Below are 22,354 nucleotides of genomic sequence, written 5' to 3'. Positions count from 1 at the left end.
GAGAAGCTGGCCGCCTGAGGGGCGGGGTGGCAGGGTAGTCGTGCGGCTGCCGGCCCGTCGTGGCTGGTCGCGCCGTTCCCCGCGCCCCTCACGGGGCGTGCGGCTGACCGGCGTTCGATGAGTCGAGGAGAAGACGCGCATGGCGAAGGCAGGGCGGCAGGGGCCCCGGGCCAGTGTCTGGATGGCGGACGCGGAGCGCCGCGGCGGGCGGCGTGGCGGGCAGCCCTCGGGTCTTGACCGGGAGCGCATCACCGCGGCCACGGTCCGGCTGCTGGACGCCGAGGGGCTGGCGGGCTTCTCCATGCGCCGCCTGGCCGCCGAGCTGAACGTCACCGCGATGTCCGTCTACTGGTACGTCGACACCAAGGACGAGCTGCTCGAACTCGCCCTGGACGCGGTCTTCGGCGAGCTGCGCCACCCCGATCCGGAGGCCGTCCAGGACTGGCGCGCGCAGTTGCGCACGCTGGCCAGGGAGAACCGCGCCCTGCTGGTGCGCCACCCGTGGCTGGCCCCGCTGCTGGGCACGTACCTCAACATCGGCCCGCACTCGCTGGCGTTCTCCCGGGCCGTGCAGGCCGTCATGCGCGGCAGCGGCCTGCCCGAGCACCGGCTGACGGGCGCCATCTCCGCCGTCTTCCAGTTCGTCAACGGCTACGGCACCGTCGAGGGCCGGTTCCTCGCCCGGGCGGCGGACCACGGCCGGAGCCCGGACGAGTACTTCCAGGACTCGATGGACGCGGCGACCGAGGTGCCGGACTCCGCGGACGTCGTCGGGGAGGCGCAGGAGATCATGGCGGCCCGTGGCGGCGGCACCGTCGCGGAGATGCTCGACCGGGACTTCGAGTTCGCGCTCGACCTGCTGGTCGCCGGCATCGAGGCGATGGTCGAACGCGGCTGACCTCGCGTCAGCCGTGGCTCCCCGGCCGCGCTCTCAGTCGTCCGCTGCCAGCCGCGCCGGGAAGCCGCCGGTCGCCACCGGCCCCCACCGCTCCGGCGTCACTCGGACGATCGACTTGCCCTGCCGGACCATGGCCTCCCGGTACTCGTCCCAGTCGGGGTGCTCGCCGGAGATGTTGCGGAAGTACTCCACCAACGGCTCCACGGAGTCGGGTGAGTCGATGACCTCCGCCGTGCCGTCGATCTGGACCCAGGGGCCGTTCCACTCGTCGCTGAGCACGACGAGGCCGACCCGCGGATCGCGGCGCGCGTTGCGGGTCTTGGCCCGCTCCGGGTAGGTGGAGACGACGATCCGGCCGGAGTCGTCGACCCCGCAGGTCAGCGGCGACGCCTGGGGGCCGCCGTCACCCCGCCGGGTGAGCAGGATCGCCCGGTGCCGGGGGCGGACGAAGTCCAGCAACTCGGCGAGGGAGACACGGGTGTTCGTCGCGATGTTCGGTGCCATACGGCCAGCCTAGGCCGCCACGCCCCGGCGAGGGGCCCGCCGTCCCGCCGGGTGGCCCGCCGTCGCGCGGGCCTAAGCCCCCGTGCCACTCCCCGCGCGCAACGCCTCCGCGAGGTTGTCGTGCACCGGGACGTCGCGGCGCAGGCCGGAAAGTTCGAGGACGCGGCTCGGTACGGTCCTCGGGGCGGCCACCACCCGTAGGCGGGCTCCGGCGGGGAGGCGGTGGCGTACCGCGGTGAGGAGACGGACGCCCTGGGAGTCCATGAAGCGGGTCGCGGACAGGTCCAGGACGAGGAGGCGGAAGTCGGCGGACCGCTGGTCCACGGCGGCCATGATCAGCGGCAGCAGCCCCGAGGCGTTGCAGAAGTCGATCTCGCCGGGCATGTCGAGCACCGCGCAGCCGGGTGGATCACACGGCTCGCGCGGCCCGCAGGGCTGGGGGAGGAAGGTCACAGCACTCACCTGACAGATGTCCGTCCGGCTTCGGCCGGGCCGCTTCCTGACCCGCTGCCCATTGCACCACGCGGTCGGGCGGTACGGAAGGCGGCCGCCCGCTCCTTCGGCCGGGCGTCACCGGCACGCAACCAAGCAGCTAAAGTGCTGTTCGTCCTGTGCTCGCAGTCGGGAATGTGCTGCGGAGCTCTCCTGCGCACGGCCGTTGGCCGGGCATGCCGAAGAGGTTCGTGGTGGCTGCGTCCGAATTTACTGATTTGCCGCGTTTTCCGGTGGGCTTCGAGCTGGCCGAGTCCCTGACGGCGGCCGCACGCCACCTGCACGGGACGGGCACCCCCGACGACACCATGAACGCCGCCGTCGAACTGGCGGTGCGCCTGCTCCCCGGGGCCGAGCACGCGGGCATCGCGGAGATCCAGCGCAGCGGCCGGCTGCGCACCCTCGCCTGGACCGACGAGACCGTACGCTTCGCCGCCGAGCCCCGCCACGGCGGCGGCCACACCCCGCACCCGGACTGGGAGCGCCTGTGGACCACGCCCGTGGTGCGGACGGCCGACAGCGAGGCCGACGGCGGCGGCAACGCCCTGTCCGGCCTCGGCCTGCGCTCGGCGCTCTCGCTGCGGCTGCGCGCCGACCGGCGCCGCCTGACCGTGCTGACGGCGTACGCGCGTAAACCGCAGGCCTTCGACGAGGACGCCACCCGCATCGGACGGCTGTTCACCGCGCACGTCTCGCTCGCCCTGGACTCGGCGACGGTGCGCGAGCAGCTCACCGAGGCGATGCGCACCCGGGACCTGATCGGCCAGGCCACCGGCATCCTCATGGAGCGCCTGGACATCGACGCGGCCGGCGCCTTCGAGTCCCTGGTCAAGGCGTCCCAGCGGGAGAACGTGAAACTGCGCGACCTGGCCCGGCGCATCGTCGACGCGAACACGGGTTCGGGCGGCCGAGGCGTCAACGAGCGGTGACGGGACAGACGTAGGGGCATGACCTCGCAGATCCCCGACACCCTCGACCGGGCGCTGGCGCGCAGCCAGGGTCTCGACACCCTGCTGCGCGACGTGACCGACCGCGCGGTCGCGGAGGTGCCCGGCGCAGCCGCCTGCTCCGTCACCGTGCGCCGGTCCGACCGGCTGATGACCCTGGCGGGCAGCACCGGTCTGCCCAGCGGTCTGGACCTGCGCCAGTACGAGAACGGCTCGGGCCCCTGTGTGGACGCCGCCGACACGCAGACCCCGCAGTACGCGGCCGACCTGGCGACCGAGACCCGCTGGCCCGCGTACACCGAGTACGCGCTGGGCACCGGCGTGCGCTGCGTGCTGGCGCTGCCGCTGCCCGTCGACGGCGAGCCGGACGCCGCGCTCAACCTCTACGGCCTCGAACCGGACTCCCTCGCCGACGGACGAGACGCCGCCCGCGCCTTCGTGGAGCGGACGGCGGCCGCCGTGAACGAGGCCCTGCGCATCGAACGGGAGCAGGCCTCGGCGTCCGACGTGCGTACCGCCCTGCTCTCCCGGAGCGTCATCGACCAGGCGGTCGGCATGGTCATGGCCCGGGAGCGCGTGGACGCCCACCGGGCCATGGAGCGGCTGCGCCGGGTCTCACAGAACCGGAACGTCAAGCTCCGGGATCTCTGCGCCGAACTGGTGGCCCGGGCGCCCCGCGACGGCTCAGACGGCCGGCAGTGACTCCCCCTGGACCGCCTGGATGTCCAGCTCGACCCTGAGGGTCGTCCCGATGGCGGCGATGCCGGCCTGGACGACCTGGTTGTAGTTCATGGCGAAGTCCTCGCGGCGCAGCTCGGTCGTCGCGCGGAACGCCGCCCGGGTGCCGCCCCACGGATCGGCACCGGTGCCGAGGTAGGCCAGGTCCAGGTCGACCGGGCGGACGACGCCGTGCAGCCCCAGTTCGCCGTGGACGGTCCAGCGGTCGGGACCGGCCTCGGACACCCCGGTGGAGCGGTAGGTGATCTCCGGGAAGCGCTCGACGTCCAGGAAGTCCGGCGAGCGCAGGTGGGTGTCGCGCATGCCGTTGCCGGTGTCGATGGAGGCGGCCCGGATCACCGCCTCGACCCGCGACTTGGCGACGTCGTCCGGCGCGATCTCGACGAGGGCGGCGAAGTCGGTGAAGCGCCCGCGCACGCTGGAGATGCCGAGGTGCTGGGCGACGGCGGAGACGGCGGAGTGCGCCGGGTCGACCGTCCACGGGCCGGGCGGCGGCAGTTCGGTGCCGCCGTGCCGGGCCAGCGTCACCGTGCCGACTTCGGCCCGGCCGCTCGCGGTGACGATCGCGCTGGACGCGGCGGGCGCGTACCCGACCGCCGTGACGATGACGGTGTACGCCCCCGGCGCGAGCGGGGTGGCGTTCCGCACGGTGCCCTCGGTGTCCGCCTCGGCCCGCAGCACCTGGGTGCCGGTCATGTCGGTCACCGTGACGACCGCGTGCGACACGGCCCATCCGTCCCGCGTTCGGATCCTCGCGGTCAGTCCCATCCCGTTTTCTCCCTGCAAAGGCTCAGAAAGTGGTCGTAAAGAAGCCGGCCCGTGGTGGGCGGGCGCACCTCCGCTCAGAGCGCGCACGCCACCACGGGCCGGGGACTCGCTACTCGCCGGGGTGGGCGAGCTCGATGTCGTGGCCGTCGGCACCCGGGCCGGCGACCGTCAGGGCCGTCGCCACCGGCGGGTAGCCGGTCGCGATGACGGTGTACTCACCGGCGTCCAGGTCGGTGAAGGCGTACGCCCCGTCCGCGCCGGTGGTGGCCGTGCCGACCACGTTGCCCGCCGCGTCGACCAGGGTGACGCGGGCGTCGGCCAGCGCGCCGTGCGGCGCCTTGACGACGCCCTGGACCCGGGCTCCGGCCTGGAGGTCGACCTCGACCCGGGTGACCCCGGTGCCGCCGACCTCGACCGGCAGGGCGCGCGGCCGGTAGCCGACGGCGTTGACCGCGACGGTCACCGTGCCCGGCACCAGTTCGGCGAAGGCGAACTCGCCCTGCTCACCGGTGGCGGCGCTGGCCAGCAGGTCGCCGCGCACATCGGTCACGATCACCATGGCGTCCTTGACCGGCAGCCCGTTCTCCAGCGCCCGGACCAGGCCGGTCAGGCCGCTGGTGCCGCTGAGCAGGATGTCGAAGGCGACCGGCTCGTCGTTGACGACGATGGTGGAGGCCTGCGGCTGGAAGCCGTCGGCGGAGGCGATCAGGACGTACGATCCCGCGCTCGGCGCGTCCAGCACGTAGGAGCCGTCGGCCTGGGCGACCGACCGGCCCAGCTGCCGGCCCGCCAGCGAGATCAGCGTGACGGCGGCCTGCGGGACCGGGGCGGACTCGGCGCCGCGGACGAAGCCGCGGACCGCGATGCCACCGGCGACGGACGCCGTCGGCTCACCGGAGCCGGCCGCCGTGGCGACGGCACCGAGCCGCTGGGTGGCCGCGCTCGCGGCGACCTGGGTGTCCGAGACGGCCGACGGAGCGGCGGGCGCCGCCACGGCCGCCATCGCACCGGCCGGGACCGGTGCGTCGGCGACCCTGGTGGCCTCGGCGGGGGAGCCCGCGGTGGGCGGGGTGGCCTCGGCGGCGGCCTCGGCGGCCTGGGCGAGGGCGCCCGAGGTGCGCAGCGGGACCTCCTTGATGAAGAGGGTCACCAGGAAGCCGAGCAGGGCGATCGGGGCGACGTACAGGAAGATGTCGGCGATGCCGTGCCCGTAGGCGCTCTCCAGCCACTCGCGGATGCCGTGGGGCAGCAGGTCCATGTCGGGGATGGCGCCGCTGCCGGAGGCCTTGGCGGCCGCCGCCTGCTCCTGCGGGCTGAGCTGCCCGATGGTGTCGGAGGCGTAGTGGCTGATCCGGGTCGACATGACGGAGCCGAGCACCGAGACGCCCACCGCGCCGCCGAGGGACCGGAAGAAGGTCACCGTGGAGGAGGCCGCACCCAGGTCGCTCGGGGCCACCTGGTTCTGCGTGCAGAGCACCAGGTTCTGCATCATCATGCCGACGCCGAGACCCATCAGCGCCATGAAGATCGCGATGTGCCAGTACGCGGTGTCGTAGCGCATGGTGCTGAGCAGGCCCAGGCCCGCGGTGAGCAGCACGCCGCCGGCCAGCAGCCAGCGCTTCCACTTGCCGGTCTTCGTGATGACGATGCCGGAGACGGTCGACGAGATGAACAGGCCGCCGATCATCGGGATGGTCATGACGCCCGACATGGTCGGGGACTTGTCCCGGGCCAGCTGGAAGTACTGGCTGAAGTAGACGGTGCCCGCGAACATCGCGATGCCGACGAAGAGCGAGGCCAGCGAGGCCAGGGCGATGGTGCGGTTGCGGAACAGCCGCAGCGGGATGATCGGCTCGCTCGCCTTGGACTCGACGAGCAGGAAGAGCAGCGTCAGCACGACCGCGCCGCCGACCATGGCGCCGGTCTGCCAGGACATCCAGGAGTACTTGTCGTCGGCGAAGGTGACCCAGACGAGCAGCAGGCAGACGGCCGCCGTGACGAAGAAGGCGCCGGCCCAGTCGACCTTCACCTTCCGCTTGACCACGGGCAGGTGCAGCGTCTTCTGGAGCACGATCAGGGCGAGGATCGCGAAGGGCACGCCGACGTAGAGGCACCAGCGCCAGCCGAGCCAGCTGGTGTCGGTGATGACGCCGCCGAGCAGCGGACCGCCGACGGTGGCGACGGCGAAGGTCGCGCCCAGGTAGCCGGAGTAGCGTCCGCGCTCACGCGGGGCGATCATCGCGGCCATGATGATCTGGGCCAGGGCGGAGAGACCGCCGGCGCCCAGGCCCTGGATGGCCCGCGCGGTGATCAGCATCGCGGGGTTCTGCGCCAGACCGGCCACGACGGAGCCGATGACGAAGACGATCAGGGCTATCTGGACCAGGGCCTTCTTGCTGAAGAGGTCCGCGAGCTTGCCCCACAGGGGGGTCGAGGCGGTCATCGTCAGCAGCGAGGCCGTGACGACCCAGGTGTAGGCGCTCTGGCCGCCGCCGAGGTCGCCGATGATCTCGGGCAGCGCGTTGGTGACGATGGTCGAGGACAGAATGGCGCAGAACATGCCGAGCAGCAGCCCGGACAGTGCTTCCATGATCTGCCGGTGCGTCATCGGAGCGTCTCCGGTGGAGCCTCCCCCGTGCTTGGCATGAGCCCGCACACCGGCTGGTGTGGTCGTTGCCATGGACTTCCTTTGCTTACGTGGTGATCGCGGGTGTACGGGTGGACTGTTCGTCCCCGGACAGTGCGGGAGGCCGGACCGCGGGGGTCCGGCAGTCGTCGAAGCTGGCCCTGAGGCGGGCCATGAGCCGGGAGAGCTGACCGACCTCGTCGTCGGACCAGTCGCTCAGCCGGTGGGCGAGCAGCTGGGTGGTCCGCTCGGCGATGTCGTCGAGCTGGGCCTGGCCCTCGGGCGTCAGGCGCAGGATGCGCGAGCGCTTGTCGGCGGGGTCGGGGGAGCGTTCGATCCAGCCCCGGTCCGCGACATGGGCCACATGGCGGCTGGTCACCGACATGTCCACGGCGAGCAGCTCGGCGAGCTTGCTCATGCGCATGTCCCCGTGCCGGCCGAGCAGTGTCATCACGGCCGCCGAACCGCCGGGGCAGTCGGCCGGCAGCAGCCGGCCCATCTCGCGTTTCACGGCGCCGAAGGCACTGAACTGACGGATCAGCTCCTCGTACTGCGCCTTCCCGGCCATGCGCGCACCTCCCGATTCGTTGCTTAGGGCAACGATAAGTTCCGTTGGTTGCTACAGGCAAACAAAAACGGTCGTTGCGCCATAAAAAGTTGGCAAAGGCAAGTATTACGAAAGTAAACACACAGGTGGCGGCCCGTGAGCCGGGGCAAGGCCGGTCGGGAGCCCCGCACTTGGGCGGTACCCGCGGATTCGCTAGTGTCTCGGCCCATGGCTAACAACCAGGGCCCCCAGGGCACCAACGACCCCGCAGGCAGCACCCAGATGTTCCGCGCGTTCGTCGACGACGCCCCGCAGACCCGCCAGGCCGCCCCCGCCGCCTCCGCCGGGCCCCGCATCGGCCTGATCGTCGGCATCGTCGCCGCCGTGATCGTCGTCGCGGCGGTGGCCTGGCTGGCGCTGGGTTAGACGGCACGGGGCCGGCCCTCGGGCGGGCCCGTATCCCCACGGCCACGGGCGCGGGGCTCTGCCCTGGCCTCGGCGCGCCCGTGGCCTCGGCGTCCGGGTGGGCTCCGTACCCCCTAGGCCCGGGTGCGGCTCGGCGCCGCCTTGACCGCGGCCTGCATCCGGTGGCGGCGCGGTGTGCCCGTGGTCCGGCGGAACGGGCCGGCCGGCTCGGTGTTCCCTTGGCCCGGGGCCGGCATCCGGGCGGGGTCGGTGTCCGGGCGGGGTCGGTGTCCACGTGGCTCAGCGGGTCGGCGTCCGGGTGACCAGGGGGGCTTGGCGGCCCGGCAGCCGGGCGGGCTCGGCATCCGCCCAGCCCAGCGGGTCGGCGTCCCGGTGGCCCGGCGGACTGGGGCCCGGCCGCTCAGTGCCCTCGTGGCCCGGCGGACCGGCATCCGGATGGGCTCGGTGTCTTCTCAGCCGAGTGCCTCGGCATGGGGAAGCCTCGGCACCCTCGTGGCCCGGAGGACCGTGGCCCGGGTGGCACCGCGGCTCGGCCGGCCGGTGGCATCTTCGGCCCGCCACCCAGGCACCCTGCACTTGGGCGGGGCAGTCAACCTTCGGAACCGGTCCTGGGCACCCACCCGGCACAGCACCCGCGCCCCGAGCGGGACGGGCAACCCGCGCCCGGGCGGGGAACAGGGCGCCCGGCACAGCCCGCGCTCGGCCGCAGCATGCACCCGGCACAGCACCGCACCCAGCAGCAACGGGCACCCGGCGCACCACCCGCACCCAGCCGCAACGGGCACCCGGCCACACCCGCACCCGGCAGGGACGAGCACCCGGCACCACACCGGCACCCGGCAGAGGCAGGCCCGGCGCCCGAGGCCGCCCCCGGCGCACCACGGCGGTCGCCGTGGCACCCCCGAGGGGCCGCGGCGACCGCCGGGCCGTTGGCCAAGGCGCAGCCGGGCTGCCGCTCAGTCGGAGATGAGGCCCTCGCGCAGCTGCGACAGGGTCCGGGTGAGCAGTCGGGAGACGTGCATCTGCGAGATGCCGACCTCCTCGCCGATCTGCGACTGGGTCATGTTGGCGAAGAAGCGCAGCATGATGATCCGGCGCTCCCGGGGCGGCAGCTTGGCCAGCAGCGGCTTGAGGGACTCGCGGTACTCCACGCCCTCCAGCGCCGTGTCCTCGTAGCCCAGGCGGTCCGCCAGCGAGCCCTCGCCGCCGTCGTCCTCCGGGGCGGGGGAGTCCAGCGAGGAGGCGGTGTAGGCGTTGCCGACCGCGAGGCCGTCGACGACGTCCTCCTCGGACACGCCCAGCACGGCGGCCAGCTCGCCGACCGTCGGGGACCGGTCCAGCTTCTGGGACAGCTCGTCGCTGGCCTTGGTCAGCGCCAGCCGCAGCTCCTGGAGGCGGCGCGGGACGCGCACCGACCACGAGGTGTCGCGGAAGAACCGCTTGATCTCACCGACGACGGTCGGCATCGCGAACGTCGGGAACTCCACGCCCCGTTCGCAGTCGAAGCGGTCGATCGCCTTGATCAGGCCGATGGTGCCGACCTGGACGATGTCCTCCATCGGCTCGTTGCGGGAGCGGAAGCGCGCGGCGGCGTAACGCACCAGCGGGAGATTGAGCTCGATCAGGGTGTCCCGGACGTAGCCGCGTTCCGGGCTGTCCTCGTCGAGGGCGGCGAGCCGCAGGAACAGGGAGCGGGACAGGGTGCGGGTGTCGATGGCCTCCGTGGCCGGAAGGGTCTGGGCCGGCACGGCGTCGAGGGTCGGAACGGCTTCGATGGCCTGGACGTCATCGACGGGGCCGAGCGCCTCGATCGTGTCGGGCGCGGTCTCGCTCTCCGCGAGCGCGAGCACCTTCGAGCTGCCCTGGTCTGCGGACATGCCACCCCCTTTGGGTCGCGGGACGGTCGCGGCACACGCTCCCACGCCGGGAACGCAGCCTTCACCTGAATACCGGAGCCGGGGCTCCGGCAAACGCGTCTCCGGAAGAATGTCACATGTCGGCAACGCGCTGTAGTGACATGTCGACATCCGAGACACGAATACCCCCTGGAAACAGGGGGTCTGACGGCCTTTCAGTCCGATTGGACGAGCAACGGCCCTGGTGGGCGATTCGCTCGCCCCGGTGACGTCTCGCTCGCGCTTTCGACCGCGTCCCGAGTCCGTTCCGAGGTTACGCGTCGATCCGGTTCGCGGACCTCAATCGCTGGAAACTACGCGCCAGTAGCCGCGACACGTGCATCTGGGAGACGCCGAGTTCCGCGCTGATCTGCGACTGGGTGAGGTTGCTGTAGTAGCGCAGCAGCAGGATCCGCTGTTCCCGCTCCGGGAGCTGGACCAGCAGGTGCCGTACGAGATCGCGGTGTTCGACGCCGTCGAGGGCCGGGTCCTCGTAGCCGAGCCGGTCGAGCAGCCCGGGCAGCCCGTCGCCCTCCTGGGCGGCCTCCAGCGAGGTGGCGTGGTACGACCGTCCCGCCTCGATGCAGGACAGCACCTCGTCCTCGGTGATGCGCAGCCGCTCGGCGATCTCGGCGGTCGTCGGGGACCGCCCGAAGGAGGTCGTCAGGTCCTCGGTCGCGCTGTTGACCTGCACCCACAGCTCGTGCAGCCGGCGCGGCACGTGCACCGTGCGGACGTTGTCGCGGAAGTACCGCTTGATCTCGCCGACGACGGTGGGCATCGCGAAGGTCGGGAACTGCACGCCCCGCTCCGGGTCGAAGCGGTCGATGGCGTTGATGAGCCCGATGGTGCCGACCTGGACGACGTCCTCCATCGGCTCGTTGCGCGAGCGGAAGCGGGCGGCGGCGTAGCGCACCAGCGGGAGGTTGGCCTCGATGAGCGCCGCGCGCACCCGGTCGTGCTCCGGCGTGCCCGGGGTGAGGTCCTTGAGTTCACCGAAGAGCACCTGGGTCAGGGCCCGGGTGTCGGCGCCCCGGCTGCGTGGCGGCGCGGGGGCCTCCGGTTCCTGGGGCTGGGCCTCGGCCGAGACCTGGGCAGGCGGTGCGGGCGGTGCTTGAGGCGCAGTACTGGCCGGCACGGTCAACTCCACCTCGTGATCAGTCAGCTCTTCCGTCAACTCATCCGTCAAAAGCGGTCATAGCATCACAAGACATGTCCACTGTGTGCAAGCACCGCATAACGCCGTGTTGAGCGAAAACGGAACGGCCCCGCACCGGGTGGGTGCGGGGCCGGGGGGCGCGCGGGCCGGGGGAGCCCGTACCGGGGCCCGTCCGCGGTGGAACTCGAAGCGCTAGAACTCGTAGTCGGCGATCACCCAGGTGGCGAACTCGCGCCAGAGCGCGACGCCGGCCTGGTGCGCCGGGTGTTCGAGGTAGCGGGTGAGGGCGTCGGCGTCGTCCACGGCCGAGTTGATGGCGAAGTCGTACGCGATGGGCCGGTCGCTGATGTTCCAGGCGCACTCCCAGAAGCGCAGCTCCTCGATCCGGCCGCCGAGCGCCCGGAAGGCCTCGACGCCCTTCATGACGCGCGGGTCGTCGCGCTCGACGCCGTCGTTCAGCTTGAACAGCACGAGGTGGCGGATCATCACTTTCCTCCGTTGGCGGCCCAGGTCATGAAGTCGCCGACGGCGCTCGCCGCGTCGGAGATGCCCTGGAAACCTATCTGGACGTAGTCGGCGGCCTTGGCCGGATCCGTGATGATCACATACAGCGCGAAGACCACGAGCACGTAGACGGCGATCTTCTTCGAGTTCACCGCCACCGCGGCCTCCCCTGTCCCTTTCGACGCACGCCTTTCGGTCGAACATGATCGCACGAAGGGCCCCGTCTTTCGACGGGGCCCTTCAAGAGCGGTAGCGGAGGGATTTGAACCCTCGGTGACTTGCGCCACACTCGCTTTCGAGGCGAGCTCCTTCGGCCGCTCGGACACGCTACCGAGAGAGACCTTACAACAGAGTGCGGCCTGGTCTGAAATCGGTTGTGGACGCCCGGCACGGGGCCGTCAGCGGTCCCGGAAGAAGTTGGTGAGCAGCAGGGCGCAGTCGTCCGCGAGCACGCCCTCGATCACCTCGGGACGGTGGTTGAGCCGGCGGTCGCGCACGACGTCCCACAGGGAGCCGGCCGCGCCCGCCTTGTCGTCGCGCGCGCCGTAGACGACGCGGGCCACGCGGGACTGCACCAGCGCGCCCGCGCACATCGTGCACGGCTCCAGGGTGACGACGAGCGTGCAGCCGGCCAGCCGCCACTCTCCGAGTACCGCGGCCGCCCGCCGGACGGCGAGCACCTCGGCGTGGGCCGTCGGGTCGCCGGTGGCCTCGCGTTCGTTGTGCCCGGCCGCCAGGACGGTCCGGCCGTCCGGCGCCAGCAGGACGGCGCCGACCGGGACGTCCCCGGCCCGCGCGGCCCGCCCGGCCTCGGCCAGGGCGAGCCGCATCGCGGTCCGCCACCGGTCCCGCACCGGGTCGGGCGGTACGGCGGCGTCCGTGTCGTGCTCCTGCTCCGGTCCGGTCAGCGGACGGTCTCCAGCACGTCGGAGGCGCCCAGCGCCTCGGCGATCTCCCCGACCGCGTCCCCGGACATCGAGCGCAGTTCCTTCTCGCTCACGCCGAGGTCGTCGAGGACCTCCGGGTCACCGACCGGGCCGTGCGGCACGGCCTCGCCGGCGCCGGCGGCACCGTCGGCGCCCTCGGCCCCGTCCTCGTCGTCGTCGGACTCGCCGTCCTCGGTGCCGTCGAGGTCGAGGGCGTCGAGGTCGTCGTCGTCACCGGGGTCCCGGCCGAGCAACTCGTCGGTGAGCAGGATCTCGCCGTAGCTGCTGCGGGCGGCCGCGGCGGCGTCCGAGACGTAGATGCGCGGGTCCTCCTCGCCGTCCACCCGGACGACTCCGAACCACGCGTCCTCCTGCTCGATCAGCACGAGCACCGTGTCCTCGTCCGGTGAGGCCTCCCGGGCCAGGTCGGCCAGATCCGACAGGGTCTCCACATCGTCGAGCTCCGTGTCGCTCGCTTCCCACCCGTCTTCGGTGCGCGCGAGCAGTGCGGCGAAGTACACCGTGACTCTCCCACTGGTCATAGGCGTGCCGGTTGGGGGTCCCCCCGGCGGAGGCTGTGGGCGGGGAAGCGGTGCTCCGAGCCCACCCACTCGGAATCGTGGCAGAAACAAGGCGCTGAGGGGACGTCTTCGGAGCCCTGTGTCCGGCAGTTTCGCCCGGCGACCCGGGAAGTACGTACCCGGGAAGCCGCCCTGTCGCCGCCACGTGCGGATCGTACGCGGATTCTTCCGGGTCCCCGCGTACGTCCGTTCCGACCAACGTCGGCGCGGCGCGCGGTCTTCCCCGGCCGGGGCGTTAAGTCACCAGCGGAAGGTGCGCATGCGCATCGCGTGCCGCAGCCGGGCGACCTTGACGCGGCGCGGCTGCACGCGGTCCCGCAGCTCACGGGCCTCGGCGAGGTCCCGCAGGAACTGGGCCCGGCGTCGTCGCCGCTCGGCCCCCCGGTCCCGTTCCGTCTCCGTACCGCGTCGTGCCCCGGGCTCGTCGCCGCGGGCGGGCATGTCGTGGAAGTTCCGGTCAGGCACAGTCTCACCACCCAGTCTCCGTCCCCTTCCGCCTTCCCCCGCCCGGGCGGTTCGACTCCGGCGAATGAGTGGCGCGGCGGTCCGGTGGCTTGCCCGCCGCGGGGACGCCGGCCCCACGGGGCCCGGTTACTGTGGGGGACATGCGTCTCCACGTCGTCGACCACCCCCTGGTCGCCCACAAGCTCACCACGCTGCGCGACCAGCGCACCGACTCCGCGACCTTCCGCCGCCTCGCCGACGAGCTGGTCACCCTGCTCGCCTACGAGGCCACGCGCGACGTGCGCACCGAACAGGTCGACATCCGCACGCCGGTCTCGCAGACCACGGGCGTCAAGCTCTCCCACCCGCGCCCGCTGGTGGTGCCGATCCTGCGGGCCGGCCTCGGCATGCTCGACGGCATGGTCCGGCTGCTGCCGACCGCGGAGGTGGGCTTCCTCGGCATGATCCGCAACGAGGAGACGCTCCAGGCCTCCACCTACGCGACCCGCATGCCGGAGGACCTGTCCGGTCGCCAGGTGTACGTCCTGGACCCGATGCTGGCCACCGGCGGCACCCTGGTCGCGTCGATCCGGGAGCTGATCAAGCGCGGCGCCGACGACGTGACGGCCGTGGTGCTGCTCGCGGCCCCCGAGGGCGTCGAGCTGATGGAGCGCGAGCTGGCCGGCACCCCGGTGACCGTGGTGACGGCCTCGGTGGACGAGCGCCTGAACGAGCAGGGCTACATCGTCCCGGGCCTCGGCGACGCGGGCGACCGCATGTACGGAGCGGCCGAGTAGCACCCGCGTGGTCTGAGCGGCCGAGCACGACCCGCGAGGCCGCCCCAGCGCCCCCCGGGGCCCCTCAGCAGCTCTTCTTCTCCGCGGTGGGGCTCGGCTGCGGCGCGCTCAGCCGGGTCAGCGCCGCGTCGGCGTCCGCCGGCTTCGCCAGCCCCTTGAAGGCGTTGCCGATGATCAGGTCGACCTCGGCGCCCTTGCGGGCCGCGTCGACCCGGGGTTCGGCACCGGCCAACTGGGTGCCGAGCACGGTGAGCGAACTCTTCAGGGAGGCGGCCGGCCCGAGCAGGACGCCCGTGCCGTCGACCTTCTTGTCGTACTCCTTGGGCGCGTTGCTCACGTCGCCGATGCGGAAGCCGCGCTTCTTCAGCTCGTCGGCGGTCTTCTGCGCGAGCCCGCCGCGGGTCGTCGCGTTGAGGACGTTGACGGTGACCTGACCGGGCTTCGGCAGCTTGGCCGCGGCGGGCGCCGCGCTCGTCCTCGCGGACGCGGTGACGCACCCCGCGGCACCGGCCGCCGAGGCCTTGTCGCCGCCGGTGAAGACGTCCACGAGCTGGAGCGTGCCCCAGCCGAGCACGCCGAGGACGGTGACGCACGCGACGCCGAGGAACGCGAGCCTGCCGCGTCGCCGGGCCGGGCGCATCCGGGGGTACTTGTCCCCCGTGATCTTGTACTGGCCACCCATGCCGGGAGGAGTCAGCATGCTCATGGGCGCAGCGTAGTGCGCCGGGACGGCGATGCCTATTAGATGATCAGTAGACGTTCCGTGGTTCGCCGCAAGGCAACCCGAAAGGGTCAGTCGAGTTCGAGAACCCGCGCGTGCAGCACCTGCCGCTGCTGGAGCGCGGCGCGCACCGCGCGGTGCAGACCGTCCTCCAGATACAGGTCGCCCTGCCACTTCACGACGTGCGCGAAGAGGTCGCCGTAGAAGGTGGAGTCCTCGGCGAGGAGGGTTTCCAGATCGAGCTGGCCCTTGGTCGTCACGAGCTGATCGAGGCGGACCGGACGCGGAGCGACGTCCGCCCACTGCCGGGTGCTTTCCCGGCCGTGGTCGGGGTACGGCCGGCCGTTTCCGATGCGCTTGAAGATCACACGGAAAGCCTACCGGCCCGGACGTTGCGGGCGCAGCCATGGCGCCCCAGTGCGGCGCTGGAAATGACGCCGTAAAGGGGATCAATCGGGAAGGCGGACGCGCCCCCGGCGGTGGAGGCGGTCCCGAACCCGCCTCCACCGCCCGGTCGGTCGCCTCAGCCGCGGCTCCCTTCCCGCGTGGGGAGCGGCCGTTCGGCCGGAGCCTGCGGCGCGTGGCCGGACTTGGGGGTACTGCGGGCGGCCTCGGCACGCAGGAGGGCGCGCAGGACGGCGTAGGGGTCGTTGGGCATGACTGCTCCTGTCTCCGTGTACGGGATTCCGTGCTGCTGGAGCCCGGTCCCGTCAGCAGCGCAGAACCACGGAGCGCGGGCCGCGCGCGCGGGACGCGGGCACGGCGGGAACAGAGGGTGCGCGGCGCGCACGGCGTGCCGCCCGCCGGATCACGGGCCGCTCCGGCCCGGCCCGCCGCTCACCGCGCACGGGAGCGCGCAGCGCGCTGTCGACCTGGTCGTACTCCCCCACCGCCCCGGCGGCCACCGTCGCGGTGGGCACCGCCTCGGCCGTGGCGTGCGCGCAGGGCACGGCCAGGGCGAGCAGCAGCACGAGCACCCGCAGCCAGGCGGTGCGCCCGGCGCGTGCGGTGGCGGCGTGCGGTGCGGGGCTCACGTCACTCGTGTCCCCGCCCGGCGTACGCGGTCCATCGCGCCGGGTATGAGAACCGCTCGCTCGGCGTAGGCGCGGGCGCCGTTCACAGCTCGTGCGGGGCCTGACGCGCGCGTCCGCGCAGCCGCAGCGAGGTGACGGTCTCGACGAGGCCGACGACCACCAGCCACCAGCCGCCGACCAGCATGAGGACGGAGGCGGACTCGACCGGCGAGTCGATCAGGACGATGCCGGCCACCACGGTGACGGCACCGAGGAGGGCGTGCCAGCCGCGCGCGGGCATCGCCGGATCGTGCACGGCGGCCACGATCTGGGTGACGCCGCGGAACAGCCAGCCGATGCCGATCCACAGCGCGAGCAGCAGCACGGACTGGAGTGGCCCGCGGAAGCAGAACAGCCCCAGCAGGATCGACACGGCGCCGCTGATGAACGCCAGCACCCGCAGCGAGGTCGTCCGGTGCGTGCCGAAGGCGGCGGCCAGCTGGAGGATGCCGCTGCAGACCAGATAGAGCCCGAAGAGCACGCCGGCGACGCGCAGCGAGGCGCTGGGCCACACCAGGACGAGCAATCCGAGGAGCAGTGAGGCGATGCCGGTGAACAGCACGGTCCGCCATGCGGTGCGGGACAGCAGCTGCAGGGGTCCCTCGAACGCGGGCTCAGGCTCGGATCGGCCGCCGCCGGTGCCGCGCACACCGTGCCGCGCGTGCACCCCGCGATCGTCGTACGGCGTCCCTCCGGGAGGCCCACTCGGTGGCTCGGTCATGCTCCATGCTGGGAACGCCCCCGCCGCTCCCGCCACTTGAGACGGTCCACGGGACTGACACGGCCGGCTGCCCGACGCCCGCTCGGCGCCGGCCCCCTACTTGCCGGAGGCCTTCGCCCTGGCCGCCGCCTTCATCTCCTGCTTGTGCGCCCGCACCTTCGTCAGCGACTCCGGCCCCGTGATGTCCGCGACGGAGCGAAACGCTTCCGCCTCCCCGTACGCGCCGGCGGCCTCCCGCCATCCCTCGGGGCGTACGCCCAGCTGCTTGCCCAGCAGCGCCAGGAAGATCTGCGCCTTCTGCTTGCCGAACCCCGGCAGCGCCTGGAGCCGCTTCAGCAGCTCCGCCCCCGTCTCGACCCCCCGCCAGACTGCCTCGGCGTCACCGTCGTACGTCTCCGCGAGGTACCGGCACAGCTGCTGGATGCGCCCCGCCATCGACCCCGGGTACCGGTGCACGGCCGGCTTGTCGGAGAGCAGCGCCGCGAAGCCCTCGGGGTCGTACGCCGCGATGTCGTGCGCGTCCAGGTCCTCCGCCCCCATGCGCCGCGCGATGGTCGACGGCCCCTTGAACGCCCACTCCATCGGCACTTGCTGGTCGAGCAGCATGCCGACGAGCGCGGCGAGGGGACTGCGGCCGAGGAGTTCGTCGGCCTCGGGGTCCTGGGCGAGGTGCAGTGTGACGTCCATGCCCCGATGATCGCGCGTACCGGCTCAGGACGCGCGCCAGTACCCCAGCGCGTTCACCCGCTGCTTGGGCAGCCCCAGCTCCTTGCGGGCGTACGAGGCCAGCGCCCGCGTGGTCGCCGTGTCGCACGCGATCCAGACGTACGGCTCGTCCCCGGCACCCCGCACCAGCTCCGGCAGCTCCTCCTTCACCCGGGCCACCAGATGCGCCCCCGCGTCCCGGCGCGGCACCGCACGCACCTCGTGCCGCCCGGGATCCGTCCGGAAGGGCAGCCCGTCGTCCGCGTCCCCCTCGAACCAGATCGTCGCCGGCACCGGCCCCAGCGCGTCGAGCAGCGAGTTCAGCGCGGGCAGCGACGCCGGATCCGCGACCGCGAACACGCGCGAGGGAGCGGGCTGCGGAAAGTCGAACCCGGTTCCCTGGACCGTCGCCTCGATGGTGTCCCCCGGCTTCGCCGCCCGCGCCCAGTCGCTCGCGCACCCCTCGTGCAGGGCGAACTCCATGCTGAAGGTGCCGGCCGCCGCGTCCGGGTCGACCAGCGTGTAGCCCCGCTGGTGCGGCTTGCCCGCGTTCTCGAACCACAGCCGCACCCACATCGTCGGATGCACCCCGGTCGCCGCCAGCATGCCGCCGTCGGTCAGCCGCAGCCGCCGGAATTCCGGGGTCACGTCCTCCGCGTCCGTCACCGTGAACTCGAAGTCCTTCGCGCGCATCAGCTTGAGGACCGCGCCCTCCCAACCCCGCCCCTGCCCCATCGTTTCTTCACCCTTCACGTACTATTCGGCCACCACGGCGATACTTAGGTGAGCCTAACCTAAAGGAAAGTGGAGGCACAGGGGTGAGCGCCGAGACATACCGCGACGCCTGGGGGATCCCCCACCTGCGCGCGGACAGCGCGGAGGAACTCGCCCGCGCCCAGGGCCGGGTGACCGCCCTGGACCGGGCGTGGCAGCTGGAGGTCGAACGGCACCGCGCCCAGGGCACCTCCGCGTCCTTCCTCGGCCCCGAGGCCCTCTCGTGGGACCGCCTCGCCCGGAGGGCACGCCTCGCCGACACCGCCCGCCGCTGCCACGCGGCCCTGGAGAAGAAGGACCCGGAGACGGCCGCGTGGGTGCGGTCGTACGTCGACGGCGTGAACGAGGGCCTCGCCGAAACGGGAACCACCCTGGAAACCACCCACGACGCGGCCCGCCCCCACGCCCCCGAGTTCATCCGCACCGGCCTCACCCCCGGCCGCTGGGAACCCTGGACCCCGCTCGCGGTCTGGCTCGCCACGCACATCCTCTTCGCCGGCTTCCCCGCCAAGCTCTGGCGCGAGCACATCACCACCCACCTCGGCCCGGAGGCCGTCGCCCTCTTCGCCACCGACGGCCCGGGCACCGCCGGCAGCAACGGCTGGCTGATCAGCGGCGACCGGACCACGACCGGGCACGCGGTCATCGCGGGCGACCCGCACCGCTGGATCGAGGATCCCGGCGTCTACCAGCAGATCCACCTGTCCTGCCCGGAGTTCGACGTCGTCGGCCTCGCCGTCCCCGGCATCCCCGGCATCGCCCACTTCGGCCACACCGGAACGGTCGCCTGGGCCATCACCAACGCGATGTCCGACTACCAGGACCTGTACCAGGAGCGACTGCGCCGCACCGGCGCCGGCGTCGAGGCCCTGGGCCCCGACGGCACCTGGCACCGCGCCGCCCGGCACACCGAACTGATCCGGGTCGCGGGGGAGAAGGGGACGGAGGGGGAGACCGTGGAGGTGGAGGTCATCGAGACCGACCGGGGCCCGGTGATCGCCGGCGGTCCCGAGGGCCTCGACGACGGCACCCCGGCCGCCCTCAGCCTCCGCTACCCGCCCCGCGTCACCGCCGACCTCGGCTTCGGCGCCCTGCTGCCGCTGCTCCGCGCCCGCAGCGTCGCCGACGTGGACCGGGCCCTGGACGCGTGGGCGGAGCCGGTCAACGTGGTGCAGGCCGCCGACACCGAGGGCGGGCTGCTGCACCGGGTGGCCGGACGGGTACCGGTACGACCGGACGCCAACCGCCTGCGCCCGGTACCCGCCTGGGAGCCCGGCCACGAGTGGGACGGCTGGCACACCCCGCCCCGGGCCGGCCTCACCGACGGCGTCGCCGTGATGGCCAACCAGCGCGGCCCCGCGACCCCGCTCGGCATCGAGTTCGCCCCGCCGCACCGCGCCGACCGCATCGCCGCCCTGCTCGCCGCGCGGGAGCGCTGGTCGGCGGCGGACATGCCGGCCATCCACATGGACACCCACCTCGGGTCGGCCGCCGCCCTCCTCGACCGCCTCGCCACCCTGGACGGCCTGACCCCCGAGGCCACCGCCCTCCGCGACCGCCTCCTGGCCTGGGACCGGCACATGGACGCCGACAGCGCCGACGCGGCCCGCTACGCCGCCGTGCGCACGGCCGTCGTACGGCGGCTGGCGGCGCACCCGGTCCTCGCCCCGGCGTCCGTGCCGCCCGCGTACCCGGAGGTGCTCCAGCCGTGGCTCGCGCTCGTGCCGCGCGTCGGACACGCCCTCGAACACCTGCTGCGCGCGGCGGACCTGTACGGCATCGACCGCACCGCCGCCGTCCGCGCCGCGCTGGAGGAGGTCGCCGCGCGGCCCCCGGCCGGCACCTGGGGCGACACCCACCGCCTCGCCGCCTGGCGGGCGCTGCCGGACACCACGTCCACCCCCGCACCAGGCCCGCGGCTCTCCGGCGACCACGACTGCGTCCTGTGCACCTCCCCCGTGCCCGGCGTCACCGACCGAGCCGCCCGCGGCCCCGCGGCCCGCTACGTCTGGGACCTGGCCGACCGGGGGAACAGCCGCTGGGCGGTACCCCACGGCGCCTCCGGCACCCCCGGCTCGCCGCACCACCAGGACCAGCAACGCCTGTGGCTCGGCGGCGACCTAGCCCCCGTGATCACGGACTTCGACCAGCTCACGAAGGAATCACATGCCTGACCCGCGCACACCCTCCTACGCCACCCGCACCCCCCTCCACGAGCAGCACCTCGACGGCTTCGGCACCGTCCGCGTCCTCCCCCTCGACGCCGCCGAGGACGCCGACGTGATCCACCGCTGGGTGAGCGAGGAGCGGGCGGCGTTCTGGGGAATGACGGAACTGACGCGGGACCAGGTCGAGGCCGTCTACGCGCACATGGACACCCTCGACACCCACCACGCCCACCTGGTCGTCAAGGACGGCGAACCGGTCGCCCTGCTCCAGACCTACGAGCCCGGAGCCGACCGGGTGAGCGAGTGCTACGACGTCGAGCCCGGCGACATCGGCGTCCACCTGCTGCTGGCCCCGGCCGGAGCGGAGGGCACCCGCCCCGGCTGGACCGCGGCGCTCGCGGCGGCCCTGATGGTGTACGTACTGCTGGGCCTGGACCGGACCCGGATCGTGGTCGACCCGGACATCGGCAACGAGAAGGCGATCGCCCGCTTCCTGAGGCAGGGCTTCACCGCCGGACCCGCCGTCGTCCTGCCCGAGATCGACCTGCCGGACGTCCACCTGCACGAGAAGAAGGCGCAACTCGCCTTCCTCCGCCGGGAGGTAGCGTTCCCGGCGTGACGTCGCCGCCCACCGCAGAAGACCTGATCGCGCACTACGCACTGGAGCCGATCCCCCGCGAGGGCGGCCTGTTCCGGCGTACCTGGGCGGGCCCCGAAGGCCCGGACGGGCGCCCCGCGGGATCGGCCGTCGTCGCCCTGCTCACCGCCCGCCCCGGCGACTTCTCCGCACTGCACCGCCTGCCCACCGACGAGGTCTGGCACTTCTACCTCGGCGATCCGCTGGAACTGCTGCTCCTCTCCCCCGACGGCGGCACGCGTACGGCCGTACTGGGACCGGACGTCCTGGGCGGCCACCACGTGCAGTTCACGGTCCCCGCCGGCACCTGGATGGGCGCCCGCGTGGCGGCCGGCGGCGCGTGGACGCTCTTCGGGTGCACGATGGCGCCCGGATTCACCTACGGGGACTACGAGCACGGCGACGCGGCCGACCTCACGGCGCGCTATCCGGACCGGGCCGCGCGGATCGTGGAACTGTGCCGCCCATGAACCCGCACACGCGGCTCCTCGACGGCCAGGTGGCGCTCGTCACGGGCGCCGGAGGCGCCATCGGCCGCGGCATCGCGCTGCGCTTCGCCGAGGAGGGCGCGGCGGTCGCGCTGCACTGCCGTACGTCGGTCGCGGCGGCGCGCGAGACGGCCGGCCGCGTCCGGGAACGCGGCGGGAGCGCCACCGTCCTGCGGGCCGACCTCACCGACGAGGACGCCGCCCGGCGCCTGGTCGAGGAGGCCGCCGACTGGGGCGGCGGACGGCTGACGGCGCTGGTCAACAACGCGGGCGTGCAGCCGCTGCGGGACCTGCCCGGCATGACGGCCGCCGAGTGGCGTGCGGTCGTGGACACCAACCTCACCGGCGTCTTCGCCTGCACCCAGGCCGCGGCCGGGATCATGCGGGCCCAGGACGGCGGCGGCTCGGTCACCCACATCGCCTCCATCGAGGCCTCCGCCCCCGCGCCCGCCCACGCGCACTACAGCGCCTCCAAGGCGGCGGTGGTGATGCACGCCCGTTCGGCGGCCCTGGAGTACGGCCCGTGGGGCGTCAGGGTCAACACCGTCTCGCCCGGCCTCATCGACCGGGAAGGTCTCGACGAGGCGTGGCCGGAGGGCGTACGGCGGTGGCGGCGGGCGGCGCCCACGGGACGGCTGGGGCGCCCGGAGGACGTGGGCGACGCGTGCGTGTTCCTCGCCTCGCGGCTGGCGTCCTGGATCACCGGGCACGACCTCGTGGTGGACGGCGGGGTGACGGCACGCCCGTCGTGGTGAGGAACCGCGGGGCGGGCGGGTGAGCGGGGCGGCCTCCGCGTCCGTACGTATCCCCGAGGC

Annotated in this window: 28 protein-coding genes and 1 tRNA gene; 9 read left to right on the top strand and 20 right to left on the bottom strand. The window is 73.1% G+C overall.

Annotated elements, in window-relative coordinates:
- Positions 1 to 139: 139 nt before the first annotated feature.
- Complete coding sequence (locus tag DMH12_RS25355; RefSeq protein WP_125493771.1) at positions 140 to 898, top strand: TetR/AcrR family transcriptional regulator; 759 nt, start codon at positions 140 to 142, stop codon at positions 896 to 898.
- 33 nt (positions 899 to 931) lie between these two features.
- Here DMH12_RS25355 and DMH12_RS25350 read toward each other — a convergent pair whose 3' ends face one another.
- Together DMH12_RS25350 and DMH12_RS25345 are read right to left on the bottom strand one after the other, a co-directional pair.
- Complete coding sequence (locus tag DMH12_RS25350; RefSeq protein ID WP_125493770.1) at positions 932 to 1,402, bottom strand: PPOX class F420-dependent oxidoreductase; 471 nt, start codon at positions 1,400 to 1,402, stop codon at positions 932 to 934.
- A 72-nt stretch (positions 1,403 to 1,474) separates the two neighbouring features.
- Positions 1,475 to 1,855, bottom strand: a complete 381-nt coding sequence (locus tag DMH12_RS25345; protein WP_125493769.1) for an STAS domain-containing protein — start codon at positions 1,853 to 1,855, stop codon at positions 1,475 to 1,477.
- Positions 1,856 to 2,070: 215 nt separating this feature from the next.
- On the opposite strand from DMH12_RS25345, the gene DMH12_RS25340 reads away from it, so the two are divergent.
- Positions 2,071 to 2,823 (top strand): ANTAR domain-containing protein, encoded by a 753-nt coding sequence (locus tag DMH12_RS25340; RefSeq protein ID WP_125493768.1) that lies wholly within the window; start codon positions 2,071 to 2,073, stop codon positions 2,821 to 2,823.
- Positions 2,824 to 2,841: 18 nt separating this feature from the next.
- Positions 2,842 to 3,543 (top strand): GAF and ANTAR domain-containing protein, encoded by a 702-nt coding sequence (locus DMH12_RS25335; RefSeq protein ID WP_125493767.1) that lies wholly within the window; start codon positions 2,842 to 2,844, stop codon positions 3,541 to 3,543.
- Here the strand turns inward: DMH12_RS25335 and DMH12_RS25330 are convergent.
- The 3 genes from DMH12_RS25330 to DMH12_RS25320 form a co-directional block, all read right to left on the bottom strand.
- On the bottom strand, positions 3,526 to 4,347 hold the full coding sequence (locus DMH12_RS25330) for a YceI family protein (RefSeq protein WP_125493766.1): 822 nt from the start codon (positions 4,345 to 4,347) through the stop codon (positions 3,526 to 3,528). The two genes, DMH12_RS25335 and DMH12_RS25330, sit on opposite strands and share 18 nt — an antisense overlap.
- A 109-nt stretch (positions 4,348 to 4,456) precedes the next feature.
- Complete coding sequence (locus DMH12_RS25325; RefSeq protein WP_125493765.1) at positions 4,457 to 7,027, bottom strand: MFS transporter; 2,571 nt, start codon at positions 7,025 to 7,027, stop codon at positions 4,457 to 4,459.
- 13 nt (positions 7,028 to 7,040) lie between these two features.
- Entirely contained in the window at positions 7,041 to 7,541 is a 501-nt protein-coding gene (locus DMH12_RS25320; protein WP_122616464.1) for a MarR family winged helix-turn-helix transcriptional regulator, read from the bottom strand.
- Positions 7,542 to 7,748: 207 nt separating this feature from the next.
- On the opposite strand from DMH12_RS25320, the gene DMH12_RS25315 reads away from it, so the two are divergent.
- Positions 7,749 to 7,946, top strand: a complete 198-nt coding sequence (locus DMH12_RS25315; protein ID WP_185832520.1) for a hypothetical protein — start codon at positions 7,749 to 7,751, stop codon at positions 7,944 to 7,946.
- Between the two features lie 956 nt (positions 7,947 to 8,902).
- Here the strand turns inward: DMH12_RS25315 and DMH12_RS25310 are convergent.
- From DMH12_RS25310 to DMH12_RS39200, 8 genes are all read right to left on the bottom strand, one after another.
- Complete coding sequence (locus tag DMH12_RS25310) at positions 8,903 to 9,823, bottom strand: RNA polymerase sigma factor SigF (protein ID WP_122616462.1); 921 nt, start codon at positions 9,821 to 9,823, stop codon at positions 8,903 to 8,905.
- A 292-nt stretch (positions 9,824 to 10,115) separates the two neighbouring features.
- Positions 10,116 to 10,979: an RNA polymerase sigma factor SigF gene (locus DMH12_RS25305; protein ID WP_125493763.1), complete on the bottom strand. Its 864-nt coding sequence runs from the start codon at positions 10,977 to 10,979 to the stop codon at positions 10,116 to 10,118.
- A 213-nt stretch (positions 10,980 to 11,192) separates the two neighbouring features.
- Positions 11,193 to 11,486, bottom strand: coding sequence for a Dabb family protein (locus tag DMH12_RS25300; protein ID WP_125493762.1), 294 nt, complete (start codon positions 11,484 to 11,486; stop codon positions 11,193 to 11,195).
- Positions 11,486 to 11,662: a hypothetical protein gene (locus tag DMH12_RS25295; protein WP_125493761.1), complete on the bottom strand. Its 177-nt coding sequence runs from the start codon at positions 11,660 to 11,662 to the stop codon at positions 11,486 to 11,488. Before DMH12_RS25295 ends, DMH12_RS25300 begins: the two co-directional genes overlap by 1 nt.
- 89 nt (positions 11,663 to 11,751) lie before the next feature.
- Positions 11,752 to 11,836 (bottom strand) — tRNA-Ser (locus DMH12_RS25290).
- Between the two features lie 66 nt (positions 11,837 to 11,902).
- Positions 11,903 to 12,334: a tRNA adenosine(34) deaminase TadA gene (gene tadA, locus DMH12_RS25285; protein ID WP_125493773.1), complete on the bottom strand. Its 432-nt coding sequence runs from the start codon at positions 12,332 to 12,334 to the stop codon at positions 11,903 to 11,905.
- A 74-nt stretch (positions 12,335 to 12,408) separates the two neighbouring features.
- Entirely contained in the window at positions 12,409 to 12,951 is a 543-nt protein-coding gene (locus tag DMH12_RS25280; RefSeq protein WP_122616986.1) for a hypothetical protein, read from the bottom strand.
- Between the two features lie 300 nt (positions 12,952 to 13,251).
- On the bottom strand, positions 13,252 to 13,476 hold the full coding sequence (locus DMH12_RS39200) for a hypothetical protein (protein ID WP_185832518.1): 225 nt from the start codon (positions 13,474 to 13,476) through the stop codon (positions 13,252 to 13,254).
- Between the two features lie 140 nt (positions 13,477 to 13,616).
- Between DMH12_RS39200 and upp the strand changes: the two genes are divergently transcribed.
- A complete protein-coding gene (upp, locus tag DMH12_RS25270; protein WP_031036926.1) occupies positions 13,617 to 14,252 on the top strand; it encodes a uracil phosphoribosyltransferase in 636 nt (211 codons plus the stop codon).
- Between the two features lie 64 nt (positions 14,253 to 14,316).
- On the opposite strand, the gene DMH12_RS25265 is transcribed toward upp, so the two are convergent.
- The 7 genes from DMH12_RS25265 to DMH12_RS25240 all read right to left on the bottom strand — a co-directional run bounded on the left by DMH12_RS25265 (position 14,317) and on the right by DMH12_RS25240 (position 18,207).
- Positions 14,317 to 14,934, bottom strand: coding sequence for a LytR C-terminal domain-containing protein (locus DMH12_RS25265; protein WP_125493772.1), 618 nt, complete (start codon positions 14,932 to 14,934; stop codon positions 14,317 to 14,319).
- Positions 14,935 to 15,044: 110 nt separating this feature from the next.
- Positions 15,045 to 15,341, bottom strand: coding sequence for a type II toxin-antitoxin system VapB family antitoxin (locus DMH12_RS25260; protein ID WP_003999914.1), 297 nt, complete (start codon positions 15,339 to 15,341; stop codon positions 15,045 to 15,047).
- Between the two features lie 155 nt (positions 15,342 to 15,496).
- On the bottom strand, positions 15,497 to 15,631 hold the full coding sequence (locus DMH12_RS39955) for a hypothetical protein (RefSeq protein WP_260474341.1): 135 nt from the start codon (positions 15,629 to 15,631) through the stop codon (positions 15,497 to 15,499).
- Between the two features lie 52 nt (positions 15,632 to 15,683).
- Entirely contained in the window at positions 15,684 to 16,007 is a 324-nt protein-coding gene (locus tag DMH12_RS25255) for a hypothetical protein (RefSeq protein ID WP_125493760.1), read from the bottom strand.
- An 82-nt stretch (positions 16,008 to 16,089) separates the two neighbouring features.
- Complete coding sequence (locus DMH12_RS25250; RefSeq protein WP_125493759.1) at positions 16,090 to 16,767, bottom strand: HdeD family acid-resistance protein; 678 nt, start codon at positions 16,765 to 16,767, stop codon at positions 16,090 to 16,092.
- A 96-nt stretch (positions 16,768 to 16,863) separates the two neighbouring features.
- On the bottom strand, positions 16,864 to 17,454 hold the full coding sequence (locus tag DMH12_RS25245; protein ID WP_125493758.1) for an HhH-GPD-type base excision DNA repair protein: 591 nt from the start codon (positions 17,452 to 17,454) through the stop codon (positions 16,864 to 16,866).
- A gap of 24 nt (positions 17,455 to 17,478) precedes the next feature.
- Positions 17,479 to 18,207, bottom strand: a complete 729-nt coding sequence (locus tag DMH12_RS25240; RefSeq protein ID WP_125493757.1) for a siderophore-interacting protein — start codon at positions 18,205 to 18,207, stop codon at positions 17,479 to 17,481.
- Between the two features lie 83 nt (positions 18,208 to 18,290).
- Here DMH12_RS25240 and DMH12_RS25235 point away from each other — a divergent pair, with 83 nt between their 5' ends.
- From DMH12_RS25235 to DMH12_RS25220, 4 genes are read left to right on the top strand one after another with little or no spacing between them, the layout of a single operon-like run.
- Positions 18,291 to 20,420, top strand: a complete 2,130-nt coding sequence (locus DMH12_RS25235) for a penicillin acylase family protein (RefSeq protein ID WP_125493756.1) — start codon at positions 18,291 to 18,293, stop codon at positions 20,418 to 20,420.
- Positions 20,413 to 21,033, top strand: a complete 621-nt coding sequence (locus DMH12_RS25230) for a GNAT family N-acetyltransferase (protein WP_125493755.1) — start codon at positions 20,413 to 20,415, stop codon at positions 21,031 to 21,033. Before DMH12_RS25235 ends, DMH12_RS25230 begins: the two co-directional genes overlap by 8 nt.
- Positions 21,030 to 21,521: a cupin domain-containing protein gene (locus tag DMH12_RS25225; RefSeq protein WP_125493754.1), complete on the top strand. Its 492-nt coding sequence runs from the start codon at positions 21,030 to 21,032 to the stop codon at positions 21,519 to 21,521. The genes DMH12_RS25230 and DMH12_RS25225 overlap by 4 nt, the downstream gene beginning before the upstream one ends.
- On the top strand, positions 21,518 to 22,294 hold the full coding sequence (locus tag DMH12_RS25220) for an SDR family NAD(P)-dependent oxidoreductase (protein ID WP_125493753.1): 777 nt from the start codon (positions 21,518 to 21,520) through the stop codon (positions 22,292 to 22,294). The genes DMH12_RS25225 and DMH12_RS25220 overlap by 4 nt, the downstream gene beginning before the upstream one ends.
- The last annotated feature ends 60 nt before the right edge of the window (positions 22,295 to 22,354 follow it).

This window comes from Streptomyces sp. WAC 04229 (genome assembly GCF_003947455.1).
In the GTDB taxonomy this organism is placed as follows: Bacteria; Actinomycetota; Actinomycetes; order Streptomycetales; family Streptomycetaceae; genus Streptomyces.
Note: the sequence above shows the minus strand (reverse complement) of the source record. Positions and strands in the feature narration are given on the sequence as shown.

Bases quoted from the DNA above. Each gene is read 5' to 3' on its own strand.
- tadA (WP_125493773.1), bottom strand. From the start codon at position 12,334: ATGCGGCTCGCCCTGGCCGAGGCCGGGCGGGCCGCGCGGGCCGGGGAC.
- DMH12_RS25300 (WP_125493762.1), bottom strand. From the start codon at position 11,486: ATGATCCGCCACCTCGTGCTGTTCAAGCTGAACGACGGCGTCGAGCGC.
- DMH12_RS25250 (WP_125493759.1), bottom strand. From the start codon at position 16,767: ATGACCGAGCCACCGAGTGGGCCTCCCGGAGGGACGCCGTACGACGAT.
- DMH12_RS25350 (WP_125493770.1), bottom strand. From the start codon at position 1,402: ATGGCACCGAACATCGCGACGAACACCCGTGTCTCCCTCGCCGAGTTG.
- DMH12_RS25355 (WP_125493771.1), top strand. From the start codon at position 140: ATGGCGAAGGCAGGGCGGCAGGGGCCCCGGGCCAGTGTCTGGATGGCG.
- DMH12_RS25230 (WP_125493755.1), top strand. From the start codon at position 20,413: ATGCCTGACCCGCGCACACCCTCCTACGCCACCCGCACCCCCCTCCAC.
- DMH12_RS25265 (WP_125493772.1), bottom strand. From the start codon at position 14,934: ATGGGTGGCCAGTACAAGATCACGGGGGACAAGTACCCCCGGATGCGC.
- DMH12_RS25325 (WP_125493765.1), bottom strand. From the start codon at position 7,027: ATGGCAACGACCACACCAGCCGGTGTGCGGGCTCATGCCAAGCACGGG.
- DMH12_RS25245 (WP_125493758.1), bottom strand. From the start codon at position 17,454: ATGGACGTCACACTGCACCTCGCCCAGGACCCCGAGGCCGACGAACTC.
- upp (WP_031036926.1), top strand. From the start codon at position 13,617: ATGCGTCTCCACGTCGTCGACCACCCCCTGGTCGCCCACAAGCTCACC.
- DMH12_RS39955 (WP_260474341.1), bottom strand. From the start codon at position 15,631: ATGCCCAACGACCCCTACGCCGTCCTGCGCGCCCTCCTGCGTGCCGAG.
- DMH12_RS25340 (WP_125493768.1), top strand. From the start codon at position 2,071: ATGCCGAAGAGGTTCGTGGTGGCTGCGTCCGAATTTACTGATTTGCCG.
- DMH12_RS25310 (WP_122616462.1), bottom strand. From the start codon at position 9,823: ATGTCCGCAGACCAGGGCAGCTCGAAGGTGCTCGCGCTCGCGGAGAGC.
- DMH12_RS25335 (WP_125493767.1), top strand. From the start codon at position 2,842: ATGACCTCGCAGATCCCCGACACCCTCGACCGGGCGCTGGCGCGCAGC.
- DMH12_RS25240 (WP_125493757.1), bottom strand. From the start codon at position 18,207: ATGGGGCAGGGGCGGGGTTGGGAGGGCGCGGTCCTCAAGCTGATGCGC.
- DMH12_RS25320 (WP_122616464.1), bottom strand. From the start codon at position 7,541: ATGGCCGGGAAGGCGCAGTACGAGGAGCTGATCCGTCAGTTCAGTGCC.
- DMH12_RS25330 (WP_125493766.1), bottom strand. From the start codon at position 4,347: ATGGGACTGACCGCGAGGATCCGAACGCGGGACGGATGGGCCGTGTCG.
- DMH12_RS25220 (WP_125493753.1), top strand. From the start codon at position 21,518: ATGAACCCGCACACGCGGCTCCTCGACGGCCAGGTGGCGCTCGTCACG.
- DMH12_RS25315 (WP_185832520.1), top strand. From the start codon at position 7,749: ATGGCTAACAACCAGGGCCCCCAGGGCACCAACGACCCCGCAGGCAGC.